The 24,103-nt window shown below is 58.6% G+C and carries 26 protein-coding genes; 15 read left to right on the top strand and 11 right to left on the bottom strand.

Annotation, left to right across the window (positions count from 1 at the left end; translation table 11 throughout):
- Positions 1-107 precede the first annotated feature (107 nt).
- Complete coding sequence (locus tag KGB21_RS23715; RefSeq protein ID WP_223506897.1) at positions 108-1,472, top strand: HlyD family type I secretion periplasmic adaptor subunit; 1,365 nt, start codon at positions 108-110, stop codon at positions 1,470-1,472.
- Positions 1,473-1,625: 153 nt separating this feature from the next.
- Here KGB21_RS23715 and KGB21_RS23710 read toward each other — a convergent pair whose 3' ends face one another.
- A complete protein-coding gene (locus KGB21_RS23710; protein ID WP_223506896.1) occupies positions 1,626-2,219 on the bottom strand; it encodes a tRNA-uridine aminocarboxypropyltransferase in 594 nt (197 codons plus the stop codon).
- A gap of 5 nt (positions 2,220-2,224) precedes the next feature.
- Positions 2,225-3,118 (bottom strand): LysR family transcriptional regulator, encoded by an 894-nt coding sequence (locus tag KGB21_RS23705; RefSeq protein WP_007972518.1) that lies wholly within the window; start codon positions 3,116-3,118, stop codon positions 2,225-2,227.
- A 355-nt stretch (positions 3,119-3,473) separates the two neighbouring features.
- On the opposite strand from KGB21_RS23705, the gene speB reads away from it, so the two are divergent.
- The 6 genes from speB (at position 3,474) to KGB21_RS23675 (ending at position 9,156) form a co-directional block, all read left to right on the top strand.
- Positions 3,474-4,424 carry an agmatinase gene (speB, locus tag KGB21_RS23700; protein WP_034146203.1) on the top strand — a complete coding sequence of 317 codons (951 nt, stop codon included), beginning with the start codon at positions 3,474-3,476 and terminating at the stop codon, positions 4,422-4,424.
- Between the two features lie 9 nt (positions 4,425-4,433).
- Positions 4,434-4,856 (top strand): YybH family protein, encoded by a 423-nt coding sequence (locus tag KGB21_RS23695; RefSeq protein WP_034146202.1) that lies wholly within the window; start codon positions 4,434-4,436, stop codon positions 4,854-4,856.
- Positions 4,857-4,910: 54 nt separating this feature from the next.
- Positions 4,911-6,422, top strand: a complete 1,512-nt coding sequence (locus KGB21_RS23690; RefSeq protein WP_223506895.1) for a purine-cytosine permease family protein — start codon at positions 4,911-4,913, stop codon at positions 6,420-6,422.
- Between the two features lie 235 nt (positions 6,423-6,657).
- A complete protein-coding gene (locus KGB21_RS23685; RefSeq protein WP_223506894.1) occupies positions 6,658-8,037 on the top strand; it encodes a sodium:solute symporter in 1,380 nt (459 codons plus the stop codon).
- 85 nt (positions 8,038-8,122) lie between these two features.
- Complete coding sequence (locus KGB21_RS23680) at positions 8,123-8,848, top strand: MBL fold metallo-hydrolase (protein ID WP_223506893.1); 726 nt, start codon at positions 8,123-8,125, stop codon at positions 8,846-8,848.
- A 56-nt stretch (positions 8,849-8,904) separates the two neighbouring features.
- On the top strand, positions 8,905-9,156 hold the full coding sequence (locus KGB21_RS23675) for a phosphopantetheine-containing protein (protein WP_034146198.1): 252 nt from the start codon (positions 8,905-8,907) through the stop codon (positions 9,154-9,156).
- A gap of 208 nt (positions 9,157-9,364) precedes the next feature.
- Here KGB21_RS23675 and KGB21_RS29410 read toward each other — a convergent pair whose 3' ends face one another.
- The 3 genes from KGB21_RS29410 to KGB21_RS23665 all read right to left on the bottom strand — a co-directional run bounded on the left by KGB21_RS29410 (position 9,365) and on the right by KGB21_RS23665 (position 11,704).
- Entirely contained in the window at positions 9,365-9,493 is a 129-nt protein-coding gene (locus tag KGB21_RS29410; RefSeq protein WP_007914492.1) for a PA1414 family protein, read from the bottom strand.
- A 198-nt stretch (positions 9,494-9,691) separates the two neighbouring features.
- A complete protein-coding gene (locus tag KGB21_RS23670) occupies positions 9,692-10,624 on the bottom strand; it encodes a DMT family transporter (protein WP_034146197.1) in 933 nt (310 codons plus the stop codon).
- A 243-nt stretch (positions 10,625-10,867) separates the two neighbouring features.
- On the bottom strand, positions 10,868-11,704 hold the full coding sequence (locus KGB21_RS23665; protein WP_034146196.1) for a S1 RNA-binding domain-containing protein: 837 nt from the start codon (positions 11,702-11,704) through the stop codon (positions 10,868-10,870).
- A gap of 351 nt (positions 11,705-12,055) precedes the next feature.
- Here KGB21_RS23665 and KGB21_RS23660 point away from each other — a divergent pair, with 351 nt between their 5' ends.
- The 3 genes from KGB21_RS23660 (at position 12,056) to KGB21_RS23650 (ending at position 14,118) form a co-directional block, all read left to right on the top strand.
- A complete protein-coding gene (locus tag KGB21_RS23660) occupies positions 12,056-12,244 on the top strand; it encodes a hypothetical protein (RefSeq protein ID WP_172668627.1) in 189 nt (62 codons plus the stop codon).
- Between the two features lie 204 nt (positions 12,245-12,448).
- Positions 12,449-13,171: a TorF family putative porin gene (locus KGB21_RS23655; RefSeq protein ID WP_223506892.1), complete on the top strand. Its 723-nt coding sequence runs from the start codon at positions 12,449-12,451 to the stop codon at positions 13,169-13,171.
- A gap of 77 nt (positions 13,172-13,248) precedes the next feature.
- Positions 13,249-14,118, top strand: a complete 870-nt coding sequence (locus KGB21_RS23650; protein ID WP_034146194.1) for a DUF6279 family lipoprotein — start codon at positions 13,249-13,251, stop codon at positions 14,116-14,118.
- Between the two features lie 66 nt (positions 14,119-14,184).
- Here KGB21_RS23650 and KGB21_RS23645 read toward each other — a convergent pair whose 3' ends face one another.
- The gene (locus KGB21_RS23645) at positions 14,185-14,574 is read right to left on the bottom strand and encodes a transcriptional regulator (protein ID WP_223506891.1); all 390 of its coding nucleotides are present in this window, start codon (positions 14,572-14,574) and stop codon (positions 14,185-14,187) included.
- A gap of 178 nt (positions 14,575-14,752) precedes the next feature.
- On the opposite strand from KGB21_RS23645, the gene KGB21_RS23640 reads away from it, so the two are divergent.
- Entirely contained in the window at positions 14,753-15,487 is a 735-nt protein-coding gene (locus KGB21_RS23640; protein ID WP_223506890.1) for a DUF899 domain-containing protein, read from the top strand.
- A gap of 135 nt (positions 15,488-15,622) precedes the next feature.
- Complete coding sequence (locus tag KGB21_RS23635) at positions 15,623-15,898, top strand: hypothetical protein (RefSeq protein ID WP_034146191.1); 276 nt, start codon at positions 15,623-15,625, stop codon at positions 15,896-15,898.
- 130 nt (positions 15,899-16,028) lie between these two features.
- On the opposite strand, the gene KGB21_RS23630 is transcribed toward KGB21_RS23635, so the two are convergent.
- Complete coding sequence (locus tag KGB21_RS23630) at positions 16,029-17,369, bottom strand: DEAD/DEAH box helicase (RefSeq protein ID WP_034146190.1); 1,341 nt, start codon at positions 17,367-17,369, stop codon at positions 16,029-16,031.
- A gap of 192 nt (positions 17,370-17,561) precedes the next feature.
- On the opposite strand from KGB21_RS23630, the gene KGB21_RS23625 reads away from it, so the two are divergent.
- On the top strand, positions 17,562-18,860 hold the full coding sequence (locus KGB21_RS23625; RefSeq protein WP_223506889.1) for a mechanosensitive ion channel family protein: 1,299 nt from the start codon (positions 17,562-17,564) through the stop codon (positions 18,858-18,860).
- Positions 18,861-19,060: 200 nt separating this feature from the next.
- Here the strand turns inward: KGB21_RS23625 and KGB21_RS23620 are convergent, their stop codons facing one another.
- Positions 19,061-19,705, bottom strand: coding sequence for a hydrolase (locus KGB21_RS23620; RefSeq protein WP_034146189.1), 645 nt, complete (start codon positions 19,703-19,705; stop codon positions 19,061-19,063).
- 158 nt (positions 19,706-19,863) lie between these two features.
- On the opposite strand from KGB21_RS23620, the gene KGB21_RS23615 reads away from it, so the two are divergent.
- Positions 19,864-20,751 carry a LysR family transcriptional regulator gene (locus KGB21_RS23615; RefSeq protein ID WP_223506888.1) on the top strand — a complete coding sequence of 296 codons (888 nt, stop codon included), beginning with the start codon at positions 19,864-19,866 and terminating at the stop codon, positions 20,749-20,751.
- Between the two features lie 117 nt (positions 20,752-20,868).
- Here KGB21_RS23615 and KGB21_RS23610 read toward each other — a convergent pair whose 3' ends face one another.
- From KGB21_RS23610 to KGB21_RS23600, 3 genes are all read right to left on the bottom strand, one after another.
- The gene (locus tag KGB21_RS23610) at positions 20,869-21,735 is read right to left on the bottom strand and encodes a carboxylate/amino acid/amine transporter (RefSeq protein WP_223506887.1); all 867 of its coding nucleotides are present in this window, start codon (positions 21,733-21,735) and stop codon (positions 20,869-20,871) included.
- Between the two features lie 322 nt (positions 21,736-22,057).
- On the bottom strand, positions 22,058-22,657 hold the full coding sequence (locus KGB21_RS23605) for an FMN-dependent NADH-azoreductase (RefSeq protein WP_034146186.1): 600 nt from the start codon (positions 22,655-22,657) through the stop codon (positions 22,058-22,060).
- 150 nt (positions 22,658-22,807) lie between these two features.
- Positions 22,808-23,122 carry a hypothetical protein gene (locus KGB21_RS23600; RefSeq protein ID WP_034146185.1) on the bottom strand — a complete coding sequence of 105 codons (315 nt, stop codon included), beginning with the start codon at positions 23,120-23,122 and terminating at the stop codon, positions 22,808-22,810.
- A gap of 50 nt (positions 23,123-23,172) precedes the next feature.
- Here KGB21_RS23600 and KGB21_RS23595 point away from each other — a divergent pair, with 50 nt between their 5' ends.
- Entirely contained in the window at positions 23,173-24,096 is a 924-nt protein-coding gene (locus KGB21_RS23595) for a LysR family transcriptional regulator (RefSeq protein WP_034146184.1), read from the top strand.
- The last annotated feature ends 7 nt before the right edge of the window (positions 24,097-24,103 follow it).

Raw genomic sequence — 24,103 nt, 5'->3', positions numbered from 1 at the left:
GAACTGCATCGGTAGATTTTGCGACGGCTTCGCCGCCGAGCGGGAGCGAGCTCCCTCGCCACAGATTTGTTTTCGGCATTATTTCTCTTAACTGACGGGTATCGCCCATGTCTGCTCCAACGCCGGACTCCGCGTCCCGTGGCTACTTCAACAGCTTCGGTAAAAGCGCCGAAGTCGAATTCATGCCGGAAACCGCCGGCGCTTCATTGCAGGACTCGCCACGCCTGTCGCGCGTTACCGTGTGGCTGGCGGCAGCGCTGCTGATCAGCGCATTGGTCTGGGCCAAGTTCGCCGTGCTGCAGGAAGTCACCATGGGCGAAGGCAAGGCGATTCCGTCGAGCAAGGTTCAGGTCATCCAGAACCTTGAAGGTGGCATTGTCACCGAGATCTTCGTACGCGAAGGGCAAATGGTGAACAAGGGCGACACCTTGTTGCGTCTGGATGACACACGCTACCTGTCGAACAAGGGTGAAAGCGAGGCTGATCGATACGCGCTGACCGCGCAGGTCGAGCGCTTGTCCGCCGAGGCCGAGGGCCGGCCGTTCAAGCTGTCGGACGAGGTCATTGCCAAGGCACCGCAAGTGGCCGAAGACGAGCGTTCGCTGTACGAACAACGGCAACGTCGACTGGCCAGCGAGCAACGCACGCTGAGCGAACAACTTCGGCAAAAAACCCAGGAACTGGCGGAATTCCGCTCGAAACAGGGGCAATACAGTTCGAGCCTGGCGCTGGTCAACCAGGAGATGGGCATGTCCGAGCCGCTGGTCAAGACCGGTGCCGTGTCGCCGGTTGAGATCCTTCGGCTCAAGCGCAGCGCGGTGGAAATTCGTGGCTCGCTGAACGCCACCACTTTGGCTATTCCCCGGGCGGAATCGGCGATTGCCGAGATCCGGAGCAAGATCGACGAATCGGAACAATCCTTCCGCTCGGAGGCGGCCAAAGAGCTGAACGAGAAGCGCACCGACCTGTCGAAAATCACCGCATCAAGCATCGCTATCGACGACCGCGTGACCCGTACCACGGTGGTATCGCCCGTTCACGGGATCATCAAGGTGCTGAAGGTCAACACCATTGGTGGCGTGGTCCAGCCGGGCAGCGACATGGTGGAAATCGTGCCGCTTGAAGACAACCTGCTGATCGAAGCCAAGGTCCGGCCACAAGACGTGGCGTTCCTGCTTCCCGGCCAGAAAGCCATGGTCAAGTTCAGTGCCTACGACTACACGATCTACGGCGGCCTGAGCGCCAAACTGGAGCTGATCGGCGCCGACACGATCACCGATGACAAGGGCAACAGCTTCTACCTGATTCAGGTGCGCACCGATAAAAACCATTTGGGTGGGGATGTGAAACCGCTGCTGATCATTCCGGGGATGGTGGCGACGGTGGATATCATTACCGGTGAAAAGAGCGTGTTGGATTACTTGCTCAAGCCGGTGCTGAAAGCTCGGACTGAGGCGATGCGCGAAAGGTAGGCCTGACTCTTTCCTTTGTGGCGAGGGAGCTTGCTCCCGCTGGGCTGCGAAGCAGCCCCTAAACATACACCCCGGTGGGTCAGGGACATTGAGTTGACCGGTTTTGGGAGCGCTTCGCACTCCAGCGGGAGCAAGCTCCCTCGCCACAAGTGATCATCCACCGTGGTTTTTCAGGTAAGTTTCCTCCCCCATCGCCGCAATCTGCCCCTCGATCAACGCTTCAAACGGTTTCAGCAACGGTGCAAACGTTGCCGGCGCTTCAAGCGCTTCCAACGCCTGCACAATCGCCTCCACCGTCGACAACGCCCCGGGCGCTGGTGCCTTGCGCAATCGATAACGGGACACGCCGCCTTCGGCCAGCGTCACCCTCGGCAATGCCGCCAGCAACGGATTGAGGTGCAGCATCTTGCGCGCCTTGCGCCAGGTGCCATCCGGGACGACCAGCAACAGCGGTTCATCGCTATCGGCATAGGCTTGCATCGGTTGCGCGTCGTCACCGGGAAACAACAACCGCGCGCGAAACCCTGGCCGATCCAACAGCGCCGGCAAATCCTCGAACACCTCACCGACAATCAGCTCAGCGTTGTTTAGCCCCAATGCGGCCAGTCGCGCAGTGTTCAGCGCATGACTCACTTCACTCGGATGCTGCAACAGCAACACCCGCGTGCGGCTGTCGAGGCTGGGGATCAGCGCACACAAGCAATGGCTTTGCGGGCGCAGGCAACGTGGACATTGAATTCTGGACATCGTCTTTAGGCCTGATTCAGTTGTGCTTTGAGCAGATCGCGGAAGGTCTGGATCAACGGTTCGCGGCTGCGGCCACGGCGCACGATCATCGAGAATGGCGCCTGATAGCCGAAAGTCGCCGGTAGCAGCACACGCAAGTCGCCCTTGTCGGCCCAGGCCTGGGCGTAATGCTCCGGCAGGTAACCGATGTAGGCGCCGGACAGCACCAGAATCAGCTGTGCCTCCATACTCTCCACGGTAGCGGCGCTGTGCTTGAAGCCGTGCCGCGCCAGTTCGGCCTGGCTCCAGTAGCCGCGCCCCACCATGCGTTGCTGGGTAATGACCTGCTCGGGAATGCGCCGTTCGTTGAACAATGGATGCCGCGTGCTGCAATACAACCAGTGTTGTTCGCGGTAGAGCGGCATGTACACGAGACCACTCATGCGCGTGGAAAACGCGCCGATGGCCAGGTCGAGACGGTTGTCCTGCACGCCCAGTTGCAGCTCGTACGGGCTCATGACCGACAAATGCAAATGCACCGCCGGGTGTTCCTGGCTGTAGGCACCGATGGCTTCGGCGAACGGCAAAGCCTTGTCGCTGACGGTGGAATCGATCACCCCAAGATTCAACGTGCCGCGCAACTCGCCCTTGAGTGCGGCGGCGTATTGTTCGAAACCTTCCAGCTCACCCAACAAACGCAGGGTTTCCTGATGGAACAACTCGCCTTTGCTGGTCAGGCTGAAACCGCCCCGACCACGATGACACAGCACCAGGCCTAGCGCCGCTTCGAGCTGGCTCATATAAGTGCTGATGGCCGACGTCGAGAGATTGAGCTCTTGCTGGGCATTGGCGAATCCCTGATGGCGCACCACGCTGACGAAGATGCGCAATAGTTTCAGGTCGGGTAAAGCGTTGGCCATGGGGGCTCCGAATACAAGCTAATACATGCTGCTCTGTGGCGAGGGAGCTTGCTCCCGCTCGGCTGCGCAGCAGTCGTCAACCCGTCTCATGTGGTCTGCCTGATGTAACCGGATTGAATGGTTTTGGGGCCGCTTCGCAGCCCAGTGGGAGCAAGCTCCCTCGCCAGGGGTTCTGTGCAGAGACAGAAGTTTATCTGCCCATCCGACATTAGTTTAGAAAAATCTGAACTAAGTATTTGCCCGTAGCGATTCTTCCCGGTCACTACATTTCGCAGAATCGGCCCTCAGTGGTGCCCGTCTCTTCCGTGAACGGCGTAACCAAAATAAATAAAACAACGACGATGAGGCCCTACCCGTGGACAAGATTCTTCACCAACCACTGGGCGGCAACGAAATGCCGCGCTTCGGCGGCATCGCCACCATGCTCCGACTCCCCCACGTACCTACCGCTGCCGGCCTCGACGCTGCTTTCGTCGGCGTGCCTTTGGACATCGGTACTTCGCTGCGCCCCGGCACCCGCTTCGGACCGCGTGACATCCGCGCCGAATCGGTGATGATCCGCCCGTACAACATGGCCACCGGCGCAGCACCGTTCGACTCGCTGTCGGTTGCCGACATCGGCGACGTGGCGATCAACACCTTCAACCTGCTGGATGCCGTGCGGATCATCGAAGAATCCTACGACAACATCCTCGAACACGATGTGATCCCGCTGACCCTGGGTGGCGACCACACCATCACCCTGCCGATCCTGCGTGCCATCCATAAAAAGCACGGCAAGGTCGGCCTGGTGCACATCGACGCCCACGCCGATGTGAACGATCACATGTTCGGCGAGAAAATCGCCCACGGCACCACTTTCCGTCGCGCCGTCGAAGAAGGCCTGATTGACCCGGACCGCGTTGTGCAAATCGGTCTGCGCGCCCAGGGCTACACCGCTGACGACTTCAACTGGAGCCGCAACCAGGGTTTCCGTGTGGTCCAGGCCGAAGAGTGCTGGCACAAATCCCTGACGCCGCTGATGGCCGAAGTTCGCGAGAAAGTCGGCGGTGGTCCGGTGTACCTGAGCTTCGACATCGACGGCATCGACCCGGCTTGGGCTCCAGGCACCGGCACCCCGGAAATCGGTGGTCTGACGACCATTCAGGCAATCGAGATCGTTCGTGGCTGCCAAGGCCTCGACCTGATCGGTTGCGATCTGGTAGAAGTCTCGCCCGCTTACGACACCACCGGCAACACCTCGCTGCTGGCCGCCAACCTGCTGTACGAAATGCTCTGCGTACTGCCTGGCGTGGTCCATCGCTGAGGATCGGTCATGAACGAACGTGATCAGGTTTTGAAAGCGGCTGCCGACCTGGTATCCGCCTTCGCCCGTAACGATCGCGAAGCCTACTTCGGCGCGTTCAGCGCCGATGCCAGCTTCGTCTTCCACACCCTCGAACAGCCGCTGCTGTCGCGCGATGCCTATCAGGCGTTGTGGGACAACTGGCGCGACGAGGATGGCTTCGAGGTGCTTGCGTGCACGTCGAGCAACGCTTTCGTCAGCCTGCAGGGTGACGTGGCGATTTTCATTCATGACGTGGCCACCGAGCTGCGCATGCAAGGGGAGCAACACTTCAGCCAGGAGCGCGAGACGATTGTTTTCAAGAAACAAGCGTCTGGCCAAGAACAACAAGGCCTATGGCTGGCCTGCCACGAACATTTATCCGCAATGCCGGAAGGGCTGCCACCCCCTTAGCCAAACAGGTGACGCTCACACACGATGAGCGCGCCTTTATGATCGGAGCAGATCATGAATAACAACAACAACGAAAAAAGCCTTAGCAGCATCGAAACAAACGGGGTCGAACAGATCCCGGACAATGAGCGCACCGCCCGGCCCAGCGACCTGTTTCGCTTGATCTTCGGCGGCGCCAATACCTTTGCCACCGCTGTGCTCGGCAGCTTCCCGGTACTGTTCGGCCTGTCCTTTCAGGCAGGCGTCTGGGCGATCGTGCTGGGCGTGGTGCTCGGTGCGCTGATCCTCGCGCCGATGGGCCTGTTCGGCCCGATCAACGGCACCAACAATGCCGTGTCTTCCGGCGCACACTTCGGCGTGCACGGGCGGATCGTCGGTTCCTTCCTGTCGTTGTTGACCGCTATCGCGTTCTTCTCGCTCTCCGTCTGGAGTTCGGGCGACGCACTGGTGGGCGGCGCCAAACGCCTGATCGACCTGCCGGAAACCGACCTGACCCTGGGCCTGGCCTACGGTCTGTTCGCGCTGTTGGTTCTGACGGTGTGCATCTACGGCTTCCGTTTCATGTTGTGGGTCAACCGTATCGCCGTGTGGGCGGCCAGCCTGTTGTTCCTGCTGGGCATCTTTGCTTTCGCCCCGGCCTTCGACAGCCAGTACGCCGGCACCGTGGTGATGGGTCAGGCCGGCTTCTGGGCGGCGTTCATCGGCGCAGCATTGGTAGCCATGAGCAACCCGATTTCCTTCGGCGCGTTCCTTGGTGACTGGTCGCGCTACATCCCGCGTGAAACGCCGAAGGGCCGGATCATGGTCTCGGTGATCGCCGCGCAACTGGCGACGCTGATTCCGTTCCTGTTCGGCCTCGCCACCGCGACCATCGTGGCGATCAAGGCTCCGGATTACATCGCGGCCAACAACTATGTCGGCGGCTTGCTGGCGGTTTCGCCCACCTGGTTCTTCCTGCCGGTATGCCTGATTGCGGTGATCGGCGGCATGTCCACCGGCACCACCTCGCTGTATGGCACCGGGCTGGACATGTCCAGCGTGTTTCCTCGGGTGCTGTCGCGGGTCAAGGCCACGCTGCTGATCGGTGTGATGTCGATTGCCTTCATCTTCATCGGTCGCTTCGCGGCGAACCTGGTGCAGAGCGTGTCGACCTTCGCCGTGCTGATCATCACCTGCACTACGCCATGGATGGTGATCATGATCATCGGCCTGCTGGTGCGTCGCGGCTTCTACTGCCCGGATGACCTGCAAGTGTTCACCCGTGGCGAGAAAGGTGGCCGCTACTGGTTCACCCACGGCTGGAACTGGCGTGGCATGGGCGCCTGGATCCCGAGCGCGGCTGTCGGCCTGTGCTTCGTCAACTTGCCGGGGCAGTTCGTTGGCCCACTGGGCAACCTGGCCGATGGCATCGACATCAGTTTGCCGGTCACCCTGAGCCTGGCCTCGGTGGTGTACCTGGTGTTGCTCAAGTTGTTCCCGGAAGCGAACGCGGTGTTCGGCCCGAAAGATTCACGCAGCAAGAGCACGGACCCGCTCGTTAAACCGGCGATGCAACAGGTCGCCTGATAAACAAAGTGCTGAGGTAATCACTGTGGCGAGGGAGCTTGCTCCCGCTCGACTGCGCAGCAGTCGCACAACAGGCAATTGAGTTTCTCCTGAAGAAATCCGGTTGCAGGATCTGGGTCTGCTTCGCAGCCTAGCGGGACGGTGCGGCGATCCGACAAGCTCCCTCGCCACAAAAGCCTCCTCACAGCAATGCAATTCAGCCTCACATAAAAAAGACAATCGGAGACACGCCATCATGGCTTTGGATTTATTCGTCGTACTCATCTACGCCGCCGCGATGCTGATACTCGGCTACTACGGCATGCGCAAGGCCAAGACCAACGAAGACTTTTTGGTCGCCGGTCGTAACCTCGGTCCGAGCCTGTACATGGGCACCATGGCCGCCACCGTCCTCGGCGGCGCGTCCACCGTGGGCACTGTGCGTCTGGGTTACGTGCATGGCATCTCCGGTTTCTGGCTGTGCGCAGCCCTCGGTTGCGGCATCGTGGCACTGAACCTGTTCCTCGCCAAACCGCTGCTCAAATTGAAGATCTACACCGTTACCCAGGTGCTGGAAAAACGCTACAACCCGATGGCCCGCTCCGCGAGCGCGGTGATCATGCTGGCCTATGCGCTGATGATCGGTGTGACCTCTATCCTGGCGATCGGCACCGTGCTGCAAGTGCTGTTCGGCATGCCGTTCTGGATTTCGGTAGTGCTCGGCGGTGGCGTGGTCGTGGTCTATTCGGCGATCGGCGGCATGTGGTCGCTGACCCTGACCGACATCGTCCAGTTCGTGATCAAGACCGTCGGCCTGATGTTCATCCTGTTGCCGATCTGCCTGTACCGCGTCGGCGGTTGGGATGAGTTGGTGTTGAAACTGCCGGCGGCGAGCTTCAGCTTCACCACCATCGGTTGGGACACCATCATCACCTACTTCATGATCTACTTCTTCGGCATCCTGATTGGCCAGGACATCTGGCAACGAGTGTTTACCGTCAAGACTGCCAAAGTGGCTCAGGTCGCTGGCACCGCCGCGGGCATCTACTGCATCCTCTACGGCCTGGCCTGCGCACTGATCGGCATGGCTGCCCACGTGCTGATCCCGGACCTGGACAACGTCAACAACGCTTTCGCCGCCATCGTCAAACTGTCCCTGCCGGACGGTATCCGTGGCCTGGTGATCGCTGCCGCTCTGGCCGCCATGATGTCCACCGCCAGCGCCGGCCTGCTCGCCGCTGCCACCACCCTGACCGAAGACCTGCTGCCGAAACTGCGTGGCGGTAAACAGTCGAGCCTGGGGCTGAACCGCCTGGTCACCATGCTGACCGGAATCGTGGTACTGGGTATCGCCCTGGTGGTGAACGACGTCATCAGCGCCCTGACCCTGGCTTATAACCTGCTGGTCGGCGGCATGTTGATCCCACTGATCGGCGCGATCTTCTGGAAACGCGCCACCACCGCCGGCGCCATCGCCAGCATGGGCCTGGGCTTCGCCACCGCCCTGCTGTTCATGTTCAAGGACGGTCTGGACGCCAACACCCCGATCTACTACAGCCTCGGCGTAGGCCTGGTGAGCTTCGTGTTGGTCAGCCTGATGTCCCGTCGCCCGGCAACGCTGGCCAGCGCCGCCTAAGCTGAACATAACGACTTGATGCTTTCTTCGACGGGTGTGGCGTCGGTTGCCACACCCGTTTTTTTTCGTCTGGAGAAAACTGCGTATGAAGATCGTCAGCCGCGATCAGTGGTTCGAGGTCAAGCACCTCAGCGACGGCATTCGCCTGATTCACGAGCCGTACATCCGTCCTTTTTATCGCTGCAACCTTTGGCACATTCAGGGGCGCGACAAGGATCTGCTGCTGGACAGCGGCTCGGGGCTGGTCAGTCTGCGCGAGCAACTCCCCTGGATCACCGAGCGGCCATTGGTGGCGGTGGCCAGCCACTGCCATTTCGACCATATTGCCGGGCATCATGAGTTTGCCGAGCGCCTGGTGCATCCGGCCGAAGCGCAGATACTTGCCGCCCCGGACGGCGAGAACGATTTGAGTCGGGCGTTTGTCGGTGACGATATGTTCGAAGCGCACCCCGACTGTCCGTTGTGCTACGCCGAATACCGGGTCAAAGCCGCCCCTGCCACCGGTTTTATCGAAGAAGGCGACGTGCTGGATCTGGGCGATCGGGTGCTGCAAGTGCTGCATACACCGGGCCATTCGCCGGGCTGCATCAGCCTGTTCGAGGCGGCGACCGAGACGCTTTTCAGCGGTGACATCATCTATGACGGGCCGTTGATCGAAGACGCCTACCACTCCAACCTCGACGACTACGCACACAGCCTGCGACGCTTGCGCAACTTGCCGATCCGCACGGTGCATGGCGGGCATTTCGGCAGCTTTTCCGGGGAGCATTTGCGCATCATGATTGACGAGTGGCAGCGCTCTCACGGCTGAAGCCTGCTGTACTCATCCCAGGGCCAACAACAATAATGCCCTCTCGAAGAACGATCATGAAAAAAGCTGCCGCTCGTGCCGCCGTGCATCGCTTCATCAGCCGCCTGCTGGAGGGTCAGGATGACTTCGACGACAACGCCAGCCTGGCGCAGTTGGGATTGGATAAAGCGGATATCGAGGATCTGATCTTCCATCTGGAAGATGAGTTCGGCTTGACGGCATTCACCGCCGAGGAAGACCGAATGCTCAAGACAGCCAGGACGGCGAGTGACTTGAGCCGGTTTTTGCTGGAAATTAGTCGGCACTGAAATTGATCGCAATCACCCACTTTGTGGCGAGGGAGCTTGCTCCCGCTCGACTGCGAAGCAGTCGCAAAAACTGCAATCGAATTACGTCTGACACACACTCAATCGTGGCTGTTTGGGGCCGCTTCGCGGCTCAGCGGGAGCAAGCTCCCTCGCCACAGCAAGCTCCCTAGCCACAGCAAGTCCGCTTGCCAACTCCCTACATCAGCCGTTATCGGCGACGCTGCTGGCGTCGGCGTTGTTCGTCGTCAGTGCGAATTGGCACGGGTTGCAGAGGCGGTTCGATCAAACCGAGTGCGACACCCAGGTCGTGCAGCCAGTTTTGAATTTTCTCTTTCATGGTGCCCCCTTCAGGGTAGTGCCGAGCGGCCGGAATTCTGTAGCCCCTTCGCACTGATAATAGTCTGAAGTCATGCGCAATGCTCGTCCAAAGTGGCAATGATCTGTTACTGAATCGATCACAATTGACCGGCATCAAATCATGCAATCGCTCAAGCCAGCGTCTGCTCCGACGGATAGCCCGTTTGGCCGGGTCCTGTCACTGTTGACCAAGGGCCCTGCGCAACCGCCGCCGCACCCACTGCTCCGCGCTGACAAACGTTATGCCCAACAGCACCAGCACCGCACCAATGACAAAATTGAGGCTTAGCTCTTCACCCAGCAAGACCACGCCAAATGTCACGCCAAACAACGGCGTCATGAATGAAAAAACCGCCAGATTCGCCGCCAGATAACGGCGCAACAACCAGAACCACACCAGATAACTGAAGAACGACACCACCACGCCTTGAAACAGCACACTGGCCACCGCCACAGTCGTCAGGCTGACGTGGGTGATCTGACCACTCAGCAACGCGATCAGCAGCAGGCCGACGAAGCCGACGATCAATTGATAGAACAAGGTCAGGGTCACCGGCGCTTCCGACAGTCGCGAGGCACGCACCACCACCGTGGTCGCGCCCCAGCACGCGCCGGCCAGCACGCCCAGTGCATCGCCGATCAACATGCGGTGGTCGAGGTTGTCCCAGGACATTCCACCGGCAAACGCGATGGCGATACCGACAAAGGCGAGGAAAATCCCCAGCCATTGCAGCGGCCGCAAACGCTCGCTCGGCAACAACCAATGCACGCCCAGGGCGGTGAAAATCGGCGCGGTATAGAGAAACACCGACATATGCGCCGCGGTGGTCAGTTGCAGGCCTTCGGAAATGAAGAAGAATTCCAGTCCAAACAAGGCGCCGGCCAATAAACCGCCGCGCCAGGTATGACCGACCTGTTCCCAACCGCCCTTCCAGCAGATTAACAATCCTACAAGCAACGCGGACATGCCTGACCGTGCAGCGGCCTGCATGACCGGCGCAATATCAGGCGCCGCCCATTTGATCATCACCTGCTGGACGCCCCAGATGAGGCATAAGCCCAGCATGACTTGCAGGGCAAATCCGTCGGCGCTGCGCCGGGTGGCGTTCACCGTAAAACCTCGACAACATGGAACATGGCAGTGACTCGACAGTAAAAAACAAAGCCCCGGCCAGTTTGTTGAACAAACCGCGCCGGGGCGAAAATTATGCTGTCGATTATTAACCAGATGGACAGAAATTGCCGTCTGTCCGAGACATTTACGTCTCCAGGCGCGTCATTCTTAAGGAGCTGCCGAAAGCTGCGATCTTTGCTTTTAAAAGATTGCGGCCTGCGGCAGCTCCTACAAGGTCGGTCAGCTCAACTCAATGCGATCGGCATGAATGACGATCTGACCGTTCTTGTACAGCGCACCAATGGCCTTTTTGAAGTTGCCTTTGCTGACACCGAACATGCTGCTGATCAACGTCGGATCGCTCTTGTCACTGACCGGCAGGCTGCCATTGTTCTCGCGCAACTTGGCGAGGATCTTCGAATTCAGGCTGCTGGCTGCTTCTACGCCCACCGGTTGCAGGCTCAAACTGATCTTGCCGTCGGCGCGAACTTCCTTGATGAAGCCCTTCTCTTCTTTCCCGGCGCGCATGAACTTGAAAATTTCGTTCTTGTGAATCAGGCCCCAGTGCTTGTTGTTGATGATCGCCTTGAAACCCATGTCAGTGGCTTCGGCAACCAGCAAGTCAACTTCCTGGCCTGGCGTGTAACTCGCCGGGGTCTTGTCCAGATAACGATCCAGACGCGCCGTCGCGGTGATGCGGCGGGTGTGCTTGTCGAGATAGACATGCACCACGGCGTATTCGCCGGCCGTCATCTGACGTTTTTCTTCGGAATAGGGCAGCAACAAGTCCTTCGGCAATCCCCAGTCCAGGAACACGCCGATACTGTTGACTTCAACAACTTTCAAACTGGCGAATTCACCCACTTGAACTTTCGGTTTCTCTGTCGTGGCAATGAGTTTGTCATCGCTATCCAGATAAACAAAAACATTGAGCCAGTCTTCATCTTCGCTTGGAATATCTTTTGGAATATAACGATTAGGCAGAAGTATTTCGCCATCCGCGCCACCGTCCAGATATAAACCGAAGTTAGTGTGTTTAACCACTTGCAAACTGTTGTAACGCCCGACTAAAGCCATGTCCAATACCCTCATTGCGTGGGCGGCATTCTACCCGGTTTTACCGGCCGCGTTCGGCGCTCGGCTCGGTGGCTGCAGAAATTCCTTTGAAGACCTTAATTTTCCTGGTTTTTGCCCTTCATGCCTGGCCGCTCGTCAGGTCGACCTGGCACGCCGCATCGCAGCCAGGCGAGCGTAAAGCGTTACTTTCCACACCGATGTTCTTATCTAAAACAGCGGGTTAGGGGCTTATTTCAAATAATAACCTGCTATTAATTGCGCCGCCTCTTGCTGCCCTTCATGGGATATTTGCCAAGCAAATATCTGGTTAATCCTGTACGATGCCTGGCCAAGTTAATTTTCTACAGGTTAATGGCCGCCATGCGCGTAAAAGCATCCAACAGCAAAGCAAAGCCAGCTCCAGCCGTCGAAACCAGCGAATCGATCAACAGCCAGATCGCTGCGTTCCTTAAATCCGGCGGTGAAATCCAGCAAATTGCCAAAGGCGTCAGCGGCCAGACGTTCGGCCCGTCCAAGCAGATTACGCTCGGCAAAAAGTAAGACCCTCCGCGTCATCTGGTCCACAAGCGCTTTGAGCATCGAAGCGCTTGGACTGGAACCTCCGAACACCCTCCTCGCCAATCAATCAATCTTGTACAAATCGACGAACGGCCCTCGCTGCCGATCATTCGCCGGTATCCTTGCACGCGTCTAGATCAAGCATTCCAGGTCATTCAGCCTGCCCTCGCTGTCAAGGAGTGACGCATGCTCAAGCCTTCCGTTTTATTACTCGTATTCAGCAGCCTCCTGGCGTGTTCGCTGGCGCAGGCTCAAATCTTCCAGCGCGAACTGGGTGATTTCGATCTCAAACTCGGCACCAGCCCCAGTCGCAGCATGGCCCAAGGCTTGGTCAAGCCATCGGCGGTTGGCTCGTTTCATGGTGGCCTGGACCTGACTCACGACAGCGGCTTCTATTTTGGCCAATGGTCGCCGAGCATGGGTATTACGCCGGGGAAGAATCTCGAGATCGATTCCTACGTGGGTTTTAAACAACCCTTCGACCAAACCCTTGGCTACGAAGTGGGCATGATTCATTACAGCTATCCCGAAGTCGACACCCTCGACAGCCAGGAGTTGTTCGGTGGTCTAACCTTGCTGGGCAGCCGTTTCGGCGCAGCCTTGAGCCACGATCCGGACAAACAGAACAGCACGCTGTTCGCCGACCTGGGTGGCAATCAGCCGTTCGGCATCGGGATCAGCATGAAATACACCACGCACCAACTGAACACGCCGGTCGCGGTGGACGGCGGCTATGTAGGCAGTTTTACCGATTGGTCGGTGAAATTGTCCCGACCGTTCATGGGCGTCGATCTCGATCTGATCTACAGCGATTCCAGCCTCAGCGGCAGCTATTGCTCGGCCTATTCCGGTCACAACAGCCAGTGTGACGGGCTCGTCACCCTCAAGGCCGAACGCGCGTTCTATTGATCGGCTGAACTGCCGGGTTCATCCTGCGATCAGATAGTCATCAGCTCCCGAAGCCAGGCTTTCGCAAGGACTCGCCCATGTCTCGCTGGTTAAAACACATCGCCTTTGTACTCGCCGTTTCTCTTGCCCTCAGTGCGTGCAGCCGCATGGGGCTGGCTTACCGCAACCTCGACGTGATCATTCCCTGGACGCTCAGCGATTACCTGGACATGAACGGTGAGCAAAAAAGTTGGCTCGACGAACGGCTGAAGGAACACCTGACGTGGCATTGCACGACACAAATGCCGGGGTATCTCGACTGGCTGGATCGCTTGCAGACAATGGTCGCGACCAACCAAGTGACCGACGCTGCGCTGCAGGCTCGTACGGCGGAAGCCGAAAAAGCGATTGCCGAGACCGCCCGGGAAATCACGCCGTCAGCCGTCGAATTGCTGCAAGGCCTGGATGACAAACAGGTCGCCGAAATGAACGAGGCGTTCGTCAAGGACCAGCGCAAGCGACAGGAACAATACCTGAAACCGTCGCTGGACCAGCAGATCAAGCAACGCGCCGAGCGCATGGAGAAACGCCTGAATGAATGGCTTGGGCCACTCAGCGCCTCACAGCAACAACGAGTGATGGCATGGTCGACTGCCTTGGGCGACCAGAATACGCAGTGGATCGCTAACCGCGTGCACTGGCAGAAACAGTTCAGTGCCGCCGTGGCACAGCGCCAGTCGCCACAATTCCCCCAACGAATCGAGACGCTTCTGGTCAATCGCGAGAGCTTATGGACACCGGAATACCGCCAGGCTTTCGCCAAGACGGAAGCTCAGGCGCGGGCATTGTTTGTGGACTTGATGGCGGAAAGTACGCCGGTTCAGCGTGAACGGTTGCTGAAGAAGATTGAGGGCGTCAGGAAGGATTTCAGTGATTTGAAGTGTCTGAAAGCGGCGAAGCAGGGTTAAAAGATCAAAAGATCGCAGCCTTCGGCAGCATCCAGTAGGAGCTGCCGAAGGCTGCGATCTTTTGATTCAGGCGATCTGCGCCTTCGAAGCCACTTCATCGAACGTCAGTTCATCCAGTGCGTCTTCCTGTTCATCCAGCACCTGCCGCGGGTGGTCATTGCCCGGAATGCTACTGTCGATCAGGCTCAACAAACTTGAACCACGCGGCGTCAAAATATAATTCGAACCGGTGCCACCCTGCTCCTCGGGTCGAGGTTCGATATATCCGCGCTCCAGCAATAACTTTTCATACTCGCCGGCCACCGCTTTCAAGTGGTCGAGGTTTTCCGTCTGCTCACCTTCCGATGCTTTCTCAGCAGCGTACTGCTCGGCGTAGGGCCGCGGCGTGAAGCTGGGCTCACCGTTCTGCACTTCGTGCAGCAAGCGTTCAATCAAATCCCAGTTATAAGTCGTCATCCTGATTCAACCTCCGGTACCCATGAGTGAGAGGGCCTTCATAGGTTGTGACCGACGCGGTCGATAGCCGTTCAGCAGAGATTTTTACTGCGACCGACCGGCGGTCTGTCGAATTGCTGGCACGTCAAACGACTAGGCTGTGTAAGCCACCTCCCAGCATCCCGCAGGAGAAATCTCAATGAACATTCAGAATCATTCCGTCGTGTCGCGAGAAGAATGGCTCGCCGCCCGCAAGCAACACCTTGCCCACGAAAAAGCCTTCACCAAGGAGCGGGACAAACTCAGCGCCGAACGCCGCGCCTTGCCTTGGGTGAAGATAGACAAGGACTATCACTTTCAGGGCCCCAATGGAGAACTGAAACTGGCAGACCTGTTTGGCGGCCGCAGTCAGTTGGTCATTTATCACTTCATGTTTGCCGACGGTTGGGACGAAGGCTGTCCAGGGTGCTCATTCCTATCCGATCACATTGATGGCGCCAATCAGCACCTGGCCCACCATGACGTGGCCGTGGTGGCGGTTTCCCACGCGCCGTTTGCCGAATTCCAGGCGTTCAAGCGCCGTATGGGCTGGAAATTCGACTGGGTGTCGTCAGAAGGCTGCGATTTCAACTATGACTTCGGTGTATCGGCCCGAGCCGAAGACGTCGCCGCCGGCAAGGCCACCTACAACTACGAAAAAACGGATGGTTCGGAAGAAGAACTCCCCGGTCTGAGCGTGTTTTATCGCAACGAGGCTGGGGAGATTTTCCACACTTACTCGACTTATGCCCGCGGGCTGGATCTGTTGGTAGGGACTTATAACTACCTCGACCTGATGCCTAAGGGCCGCAACGAAGACGAAATCATGGACTGGGTGCGGCATCATGATCGCTATGAGGGTAAGGCGCCGGCTAGCTGCTGCCATGGGGGGTGAGTCTTCTGGAACGAGTCGCGAACATCGCCAGCAAGCCGGCTCCTACAGGGGTTTGTGGTGGTTGGTGAGTGAACTTTTTCCATCCAAGTGCCCTCAACCGGTTAACTCGCCTTAACCGGAACAGAGGCTCGACTTATGAAAACCCTGCTCAAACTCACCCTCGCCGCCACCCTCGCCTGCGCGCTGCCTGTCTGGGCTTGCACGCCGGAAGAGGCCACCCTCAAGCGTGAGCAGTTAGCCAAGGAAGTCACCCGACTCACCGAACAGAATCCGGCCAAGGCCAAGGAAATCAATGACGAGCTACAGAAAATGGATCTGGGGACCGCGGCCAAGGATTTGCCGGATAAGTGCCAGTTGATTGATCAGCGGTTGAAGGAGTTGGGGACAGCGGAGAAAAAAGCCGAGAGCTAGAAGCAAGATCAAAAGATCGCAGCCTTCGGCAGCTCCTACAGGTTGTTACGTGTGGGCGTCCGAAGGTTGCGATCTTTTGATGGAAAAAAACCCGGACAATGTCCGGGTTTTTCTTGAAAGCGACGCTGCTTTACTCGGCAGCTGGCGCTTCCGGCTTGCGGCGTTTGAGCGGGGCCATGCCGTCCTTGCTCACCAGCGAATCGCTTTTCGGGCGATTGGCGCTCTTGCGCTTGGTCGGAGTCTTGGCGGCGACTTTTTTCTTGTCGCCCTTGGCGTCGGTCTTTTTCTTCTTCACGCCGACGGCTTTGCCCGAGGCCTTGACCTTTTTCGGTCCGCCGTAGGTGCCTTTGACTTCCTTGATGGTACGGCGCTCGAAGCTCTGCTTGAGGTAGCGCTCGATGCTCGACATCAGGTTCCAGTCGCCGTGGCAGATCAGCGAGATCGCCAGGCCATCGTTGCCGGCGCGGCCGGTACGACCGATGCGGTGCACGTATTCGTCGCCGCTGCGTGGCATGTCGAAGTTGATCACCAGGTCCAGGCCGTCCACGTCCAGGCCGCGAGCGGCGACGTCGGTGGCAACCAGAATTTTCACACCGCCCTGTTTCAGACGGTCGATCGCCAGTTTGCGATCCTTCTGGTCTTTCTCGCCGTGCAGCACGAACGCTTTGTATTCCTGCGCCACCAGACGACCGTAGATGCGGTCGGCCATGGCCCGGGTGTTGGTGAACACGATGGCCTTCTGATAGGTCTCGTTGGCCAGCAGCCAGTTAACGATTTGCTCTTTGTGCTGGTTGTGGTCAGCGGTGATGATTTGCTGACGGGTGGTTTCGTTCAGCTGGCTGACCGCGTTCAGCTGCAAGTGCTCCGGGTTGTTCAGGACCTTGGCGATCATCTCGCGCAGGCCGGAACCACCGGTGGTGGCGGAGAACAGCATGGTCTGCTGACGGTTGGTGCACTCGTCGACCAGACGCTGTACGTCGTCGGCAAAACCCATATCGAGCATGCGGTCAGCTTCGTCGAGCACCAGCACTTCGACTTCTTTCAAGTCGAGGTTGCCCGCGTTCAGTTGCTCGATCATCCGGCCCGGTGTACCGATCAGGATGTCCGGCACCTTGCGCAGCATGGCGGCCTGGACCTTGAAGTCTTCGCCGCCGGTGATCAGGCCGGACTTGATGAAGGTGAACTGCGAGAAGCGTTCAACTTCTTTCAAGGTCTGCTGGGCCAACTCGCGGGTCGGCAGCAAGATCAGGGTCTTGATGCTGACGCGGATCTTGGCCGGGCCGATCAGGCGGTTGAGGATCGGCAGAACGAATGCAGCGGTTTTGCCGCTGCCGGTTTGCGCTGTCACCCGCAGGTCACGCCCTTGGAGCGCCAGCGGAATGGCCGCTGCTTGCACAGGCGTTGGCTCGACAAATTTAAGCTCGGCCACGGCTTTGAGCAGGCGTTCGTGCAAGGCGAATTCGGAAAACACGGGTGCTACCTCGAAGAAATGCAAAAAAACAGCTGCATAGGGTACCGGTTTCGAGCGCGTAGGCCGAGTTTCTTTATGCAATCGACCGTAAACAGTGGCTTTTTTGTTGCCTGATTTGTCCCCGAACGTAATACAAAGCGTCTTAAATGCTCTAATCGCCCCTCGCGTCTTACAGAAGAATCGGTTTTGCCCATGGATATCAAACAGCTCTGGCTCAATGCCCAAGACCTTTGGGGTGCCCTTGATCAGCACCCGCTCGTGCATGCCAGCCTGGCACTGTTGGTTTTGTTGTTCATTGCACTGGCCCTCGGACGAGTGGCGCGCTACTTGATCCTGCACGCCAGCAGAATGCTCGGTCGCCAGCCCGCGCTGCACTGGGTCAACGATTTGCGCCAGAACAAGGTGTTTCAACGTCTGGCGCAAATGACACCGTCACTGGTGATCCAGTTTGGCCTGCACCTGGTGCCGGAGCTGAGTAAAACCGCGATGGTGTTCCTCGGCAATGTCGCGCTGGCGTTCACCATCCTGTTCCTGCTGCTGTCCGTCACCGCCCTGCTCAATGCCCTCCTGGACATCTACGCCCGCACCGAACACGCACGCACCCGCTCGATCAAAGGCTACGTGCAACTGGCGAAAATGGTGTTGTACGTGTTTGGCGCGATCATCATCGTCGCCACGCTGATCGACCGTTCGCCGCTGTTGCTGCTCTCGGGTCTGGGTGCGATGTCGGCGGTGATTCTGTTGGTCTACAAGGACACCTTGCTGTCGTTCGTCGCCAGCGTGCAATTGACCAGCAACGACATGCTGCGGGTCGGCGACTGGATCGAGATGCCGCAAGTCGGCGCCGATGGCGATGTGGTGGACATCACGCTGCACACGGTCAAGGTGCAGAATTTCGACAAGACCATTGTGTCGATCCCGACCTGGCGCCTGATGTCCGAGTCCTTCAAGAACTGGCGCGGCATGCAGCAGTCCGGTGGACGGCGGATCAAGCGCAGCCTGTTCATCGATGCCAGCGGGGTGCGGTTCGTCCGCGACGATGAGGAGTCGAGACTGTCGCAGGTTCATCTGCTGACCGATTACATCAGTCGCAAACAAGCCGAACTCAAGGCCTGGAACGAAGCCCAGGGCAATGTCGCGGCGATGTCGGCCAATCGCCGGCGCATGACCAATATCGGGACTTTCCGTGCCTACGCACTGGCTTACCTGAAGAGCCACCCGGAGATCCAGCCGAACATGACGTGCATGGTCCGGCAGATGCAGACCACCGCTCAGGGCATTCCGCTGGAAATCTACTGCTTCACCCGCACCACCGCGTGGGCCGATTACGAGCGGATTCAGGGAGACATTTTCGATTTTCTGCTGGCGGTCCTGCCGGAGTTTGGTTTGAGCCTGTATCAGCAGCCGAGCGGGACGGATCTACGTGCCGGGCTGTTGCCGGCAGTGCTGGGTGCGAGCCACATTCCCGAAGCTGAAAAACGCAGGGTGTAACACCCAAAAACCTGTGGGGTTTGTGTGGCGAGGGAGCTTGCTCCCGCTGGACAGCGAAGCTGTCCCAATGATTGCAGTCCGGTTCCTTCAGGCAACCACAGTCGGCTGGTACTACGACTGCTGCGCAGCCGAGCGGGAGCAAGCTCCCTCGCCACAAGAGCTTGCTCCCACAAGGATTACGTCGTTTCAGAATTTGCGGGTTACTTGACCTGCCGCTGCGGTGCCTTGTGCACCATGGTGTAAGCGTAATCCACGCCCATGCCGTACGCGCCGCTGTGCTCCAGCACCAGTTCCATCACCGCTTCGTAAGTATCCTTGTGCGCCCAGTCACGCTGGTATTCGAGCAACACTTGCTGCCAGGTCACCGGCACCGCGCCGGCCTGAATCATCCGTTGCACCGACATGTCGTGGGCTTCCTTGGTAGTGCCGCCGGAAGCGTCGGTGACGATGTACACCTCGTACCCTTCAGCCAGCGCTTCCAGTGCCGGGAACGTCAGGCAGACCTCGGTCCACAGCGCGGCAATGATCAGCTTCTTGCGACCGGTGGCTTTCACCGCGTCTACCAATGCCTTGTCTTCCCAGGAGTTCATCGAGGTGCGCTCGATCGGCTTTTGATCCGGGTGCACTGCCAGCAATTCCGGCCAGATGTAACCGCTGAAGCTTTCGGTTTCGACCGAGGTGTAGATGGTCGGTACGTTGAAGATCTTCGCCGCCTTGGCCAAGCCAACGGTGTTGTTCTTCAGGGTCTGACGATCGATGGACTGAACGCCGAATGCCATTTGCGGCTGGTGGTCGATCAGGATCAGGGCGGAATTGGTTGGGTTGAGCAGTTCACGAATAGACATGGCGCGTTCCTTTTGATGTCGATACTTCGAATGGGTAAAGGGTTAGTCGACGTTGCCATCAGCGGCGTTGTTGTCGGCTTGGATGTCACTTTAGGGGCTAGCGATAAAGGGGACAATTACCTAAAATCGAGAATCATTGATTCTAAAAAAGGGACAATATGGATCGCATCGAATGCATGCGCGCCTTCGTCGTCACGGTGGGCGAGAACGGTTTCGCCGCAGCCGCCCGGGCCATGGACGTGCCGCGCTCGAAAGTCAGTAAACAGATTCAGGCACTGGAAGAAGCCATCGGTGTGCAATTGCTGCAACGCACCACCCGCAGCCTGCACCTGACCGAGGCCGGAGCCGAGTATTTCGATGCAGCACGGGAGGTGTTGGCGGCACTGGACGAGGCCGAGCAACGCGCCCGTGACGGCATCGGCGAGTTACGCGGTGTGCTGCGGGTCAATGCGCCGATGTCGTTTGGTCTTCGGCGATTGGGGCCGTTGATTCCGCTGTTTCATGAACAGCACCCGAACATCGAGCTGCAACTGGTGCTCAGCGACCAACAGGTCGATCCCGTGAGGGGTGGGTTTGATGTGACCATCCGCATCGCCAGCATGCCCGATTCGACGATGATCGCCCGGCAACTGGCGCCCGCACCGCGCATCATGGTGGCGTCCCCGGCTTATCTCGAGCGCGCGGGTACTCCGCAGACTCCGCAAGACCTGCGCGCCCATCAATGCCTGAACTACGGGTATCTGCAGAGCGGCGTCAGCCTGCAACTGTGCAATGGCAAGGAAACCCAGCGGGTGAATGTCACCGGCCCACTGCACGCCAACAACGGCGACCTGCTCGCCCAGGCCGCCGAAGCCGGCATGGGCATCGCCCTGCTGCCCGACTTCATCGTCGAGGATGCGCTGGCGGCCGGGCGACTGGTGCCGGTGCTGTGCGAATGGCAGGCTCCGGCGATCACCATCAATGCGGTGTATTCGTCGGCGCGGCGGGTGCCGCAGAAGACCCGGGCGTTTATCGAGTTTCTGCTGGGACAACTGGCGCCAAAGTGATTTTTTGAAATCACATGATTTCCTGTGGGAGCGAGCCTGCTCGCGATGAGGGCGTGTCAGTCGATGTAGATGTCGCCTGACATTCAGTCATCGCGAGCAGGCTCGCTCCTGCAAGGGTTAGTGAACGGCCAAAGGCTTGCGTATACCCAACCGGCTGATCCACACCGCCATCAGAATCACGCTGCCGCCGAGCATCAAACGTCCCAGTTCCTCATGCTGATTCCAGATCAGCAGGTTGATCAGCAATCCTACCGGCACATGCAGGTTGTTCATCACCGCCAGCGTCCCGCCGTTGACCAGGCACGCGCCTTTGTTCCACCAGTACAGACCGAGCGCGGTCGAGACCAGGCCGAGGAACAGCAGCACGCCCCATTGCAGCGGTGCTTCGGGCAGGAAGTTCGATTTGCCGAACAACAGGAACGCCGGCAGCGCCACCGCCAATGCGCCCAGGTAGAAATACCCGAAGCGTCGGTAATGCGGCAGATCGCTCGGATGACGAGCCACCAGGTGTTTGTAGAGCACCTGCCCGGCGGCGTACGTGAAGTTGGCCAGTTGCAGCAGCAGGAAACCCATGAAGAAGTCCGGGTTGATCCGGTCAAAACGAATCACCGCGGCCCCCGCTACCGCCACCAATGCCGCGATCAATGCCCAGGGATTGAAGCGGCGGTTCAGCGCGTCTTCGATCAAGGTCACGTGCAGCGGCGTAAGGATGGTGAACAGGAGGACTTCCGGTACCGTCAACACGCGGAAGCTCAGGTACAGGCAGACGTAGGTCACGCCGAACTGCAACGCCCCGATCAGCAACATGCCGCGCATGAACGCAGGTTCCACCGAGCGCCAGCGGGTCAGCGGAATGAACACCAGACCGGCCAGCAACACGCGCACCAGCACAGCGAAGTAACTGTCGACATGACCGGCCAGGTATTCACCGATCAGACTGAAGGAAAACGCCTGAATCAGCGTGACAAAAAGTAGATAGCCCATGCTCGCCTCGTTTTGAATGGCGGCGAAGATAGCGGGTTTTGCCGGTGATCGCACCTTGTAGGAGCCGGCTTGCTGGCGATGGCGTTGTCTCATTCAACAATGATGTTTGCTGATGAACCGCTATCGCCAGCAAGCCGGCTCCTACAGAGGTATGCGCGAACCAACCAAAACGCAGGCAAAAAAAAGCCCGATCTCGCTAAAGCGTTCAATCGGGCGGCAGCACTCAGGAGCAACAAGTGCAAAGGGAGGTCGATGCGCGTACAGGCTTTAAGGGTTGCGCCAGGTCACTAGACCATCGAGCGATTATCTGGCGATTAACGGGTCAGGCCACTTGGGCCAGCTTGGCGTTCGCCTGGTTCAGGCCTTTCTCCTGGAAGTCGCCACCCAGGTTCATGCCTTCGGCGTGAATGAACGTCACGTCGTGGATGCCAATGAAACCCATGACCTGACGCAGGTAGGGTTCCTGGTGATCCGCAGTGCTACCGGCGTAGATTCCGCCGCGAGCCGTCAACACGTAAGCACGCTTGCCGCTGAGCAAACCTTGCGGACCGGTTTCGGTGTACTTGAAGGTCACGCCGGCACGCAGCACGTGGTCGAGCCAGGCTTTGAGGGTGCTCGGGATGGCGAAGTTGTACATCGGTGCAGCCATGACCAACACGTCGGCGGCGAGCAATTCGTCAGTCAGTTGGTTAGAGCGCTCCAGGGAAATCTGTTCGATGTCGCTGCGCTGTTCAGCAGGCTTCATCCAGCCACCCAGCAGGTTGATGTCCAGATGCGGCACCGGGTTGACGGCCAGGTCACGAACGGTGATCTGGTCGTTCGGGTGTGCAGCTTGCCATTGGCTGATGAAGGTCTGGGTCAGTTGACGGGAAACCGAGTCTTGCTGACGGGCACTGCTTTCGATGATCAGAACGCGGGACATGGGATGTAGCCTCCATCTGAGAATGCTGTAAGTCGATGGAGTGAAGGTTAAACAGAGCTGTATCGATGAAAAAGCGCAAATAACTGCTATAACCGATCAATTAATTCGTTTATAAGCGGAGCATGGCCGTCAGGTTTGCTCCGTTTGATTTTATTTCGGGGTGCAGCTCAGCTCGATACGCAGCTTGATGATGTTGCGGCTGAATTTGGCGGTGGCGTTTTTGTATTTGCCGGCCGGTACATCGATCTTTCGGGTTCGTGGTGCTTCGGGGCCATTGCTGAAAACCGCCTTGCAGCTCGCATCGACATCGCCATAGTTGGCCACTCGAATGGAGCCGATATCGTTATCGGTGTCGAAGGTTTCGTAATCGATCTTCAGGCCGTTGAGGTCTTTTTTTACATCGATCGGGTACGCCATCGCCGTCAGAGGCAGCAGCGCCAGTAACACAAAATAGAATTTTTTCATTCAGCAGTCTCCAAAAAGGACTGCGCAGCTTAGGACAAGAGGAGCTCAACATGAAAGCGCCCCGCGTGACCCTTGATCAATGGCGAACGTTGCAGGCCGTGGTCGATCACGGTGGTTTCGCCCAGGCCGCCGAAGCGCTGCACCGCTCGCAATCGTCCGTCAGCTACACCGTGGCGCGCATGCAGGACCAACTCGGCGTGCCATTGCTGCGCATCGATGGCCGCAAAGCGGTGCTCACTGAAGCCGGTGGCGTGCTGTTGCGCCGTTCCCGGCAACTGGTGAAACAGGCCAGTCAGCTGGAAGACCTGGCCCACCACATGGAACAAGGTTGGGAAGCCGAAGTGCGATTGGTGGTCGATGCCGCTTACCCGAGCGCCCGCCTCGTCCGCGCCTTGACCGCGTTCATGCCACAAAGCCGTGGCTGCCGGGTGCGGTTGCGCGAAGAGGTGTTGTCGGGGGTAGAGGAAGTGCTGCTCGAAGGCGTGGCCGACCTGGCGATTACCGGATTCAGCATTCCCGGTTACCTGGGCGCAGAACTGAGCGACGTTGAATTCGTTGCGGTCGCCCACCCCGATCATCCGTTGCATCGACTGAACCGCGAGCTTAACTTTCAGGATCTGGAAAGCCAGATGCAAGTGGTGATCCGCGACTCTGGTCGCCAGCAACCACGGGACGTCGGCTGGCTCGGCGCCGAACAACGCTGGACCGTCGGTAGCCTGGCCACCGCCGCGACTTTCGTCAGCAGCGGCCTGGGGTTTGCCTGGCTGCCAAGGCACATGATCGAGCGAGAACTCAAGGAAGGCACGCTCAAGCTGCTACCGTTGGACCAGGGCGGCAGTCGTAATCCGAGCTTTTACCTGTATTCGAACAAGGACAAACCGCTCGGCCCGGCAACGCAGATTCTGATCGAGCTACTGCGCACGTTCGACACCGCTCCACTGGACGCACCGTTCGCCGCCCCTGAACAAGCCTGACATGGAG

Source organism: Pseudomonas sp. GL-RE-29 (assembly GCF_019947275.1).
Classification (GTDB): Bacteria; Pseudomonadota; Gammaproteobacteria; order Pseudomonadales; family Pseudomonadaceae; genus Aquipseudomonas; species Aquipseudomonas fluorescens_A.
This window is presented reverse-complemented; position numbering and strand designations above follow the sequence as displayed.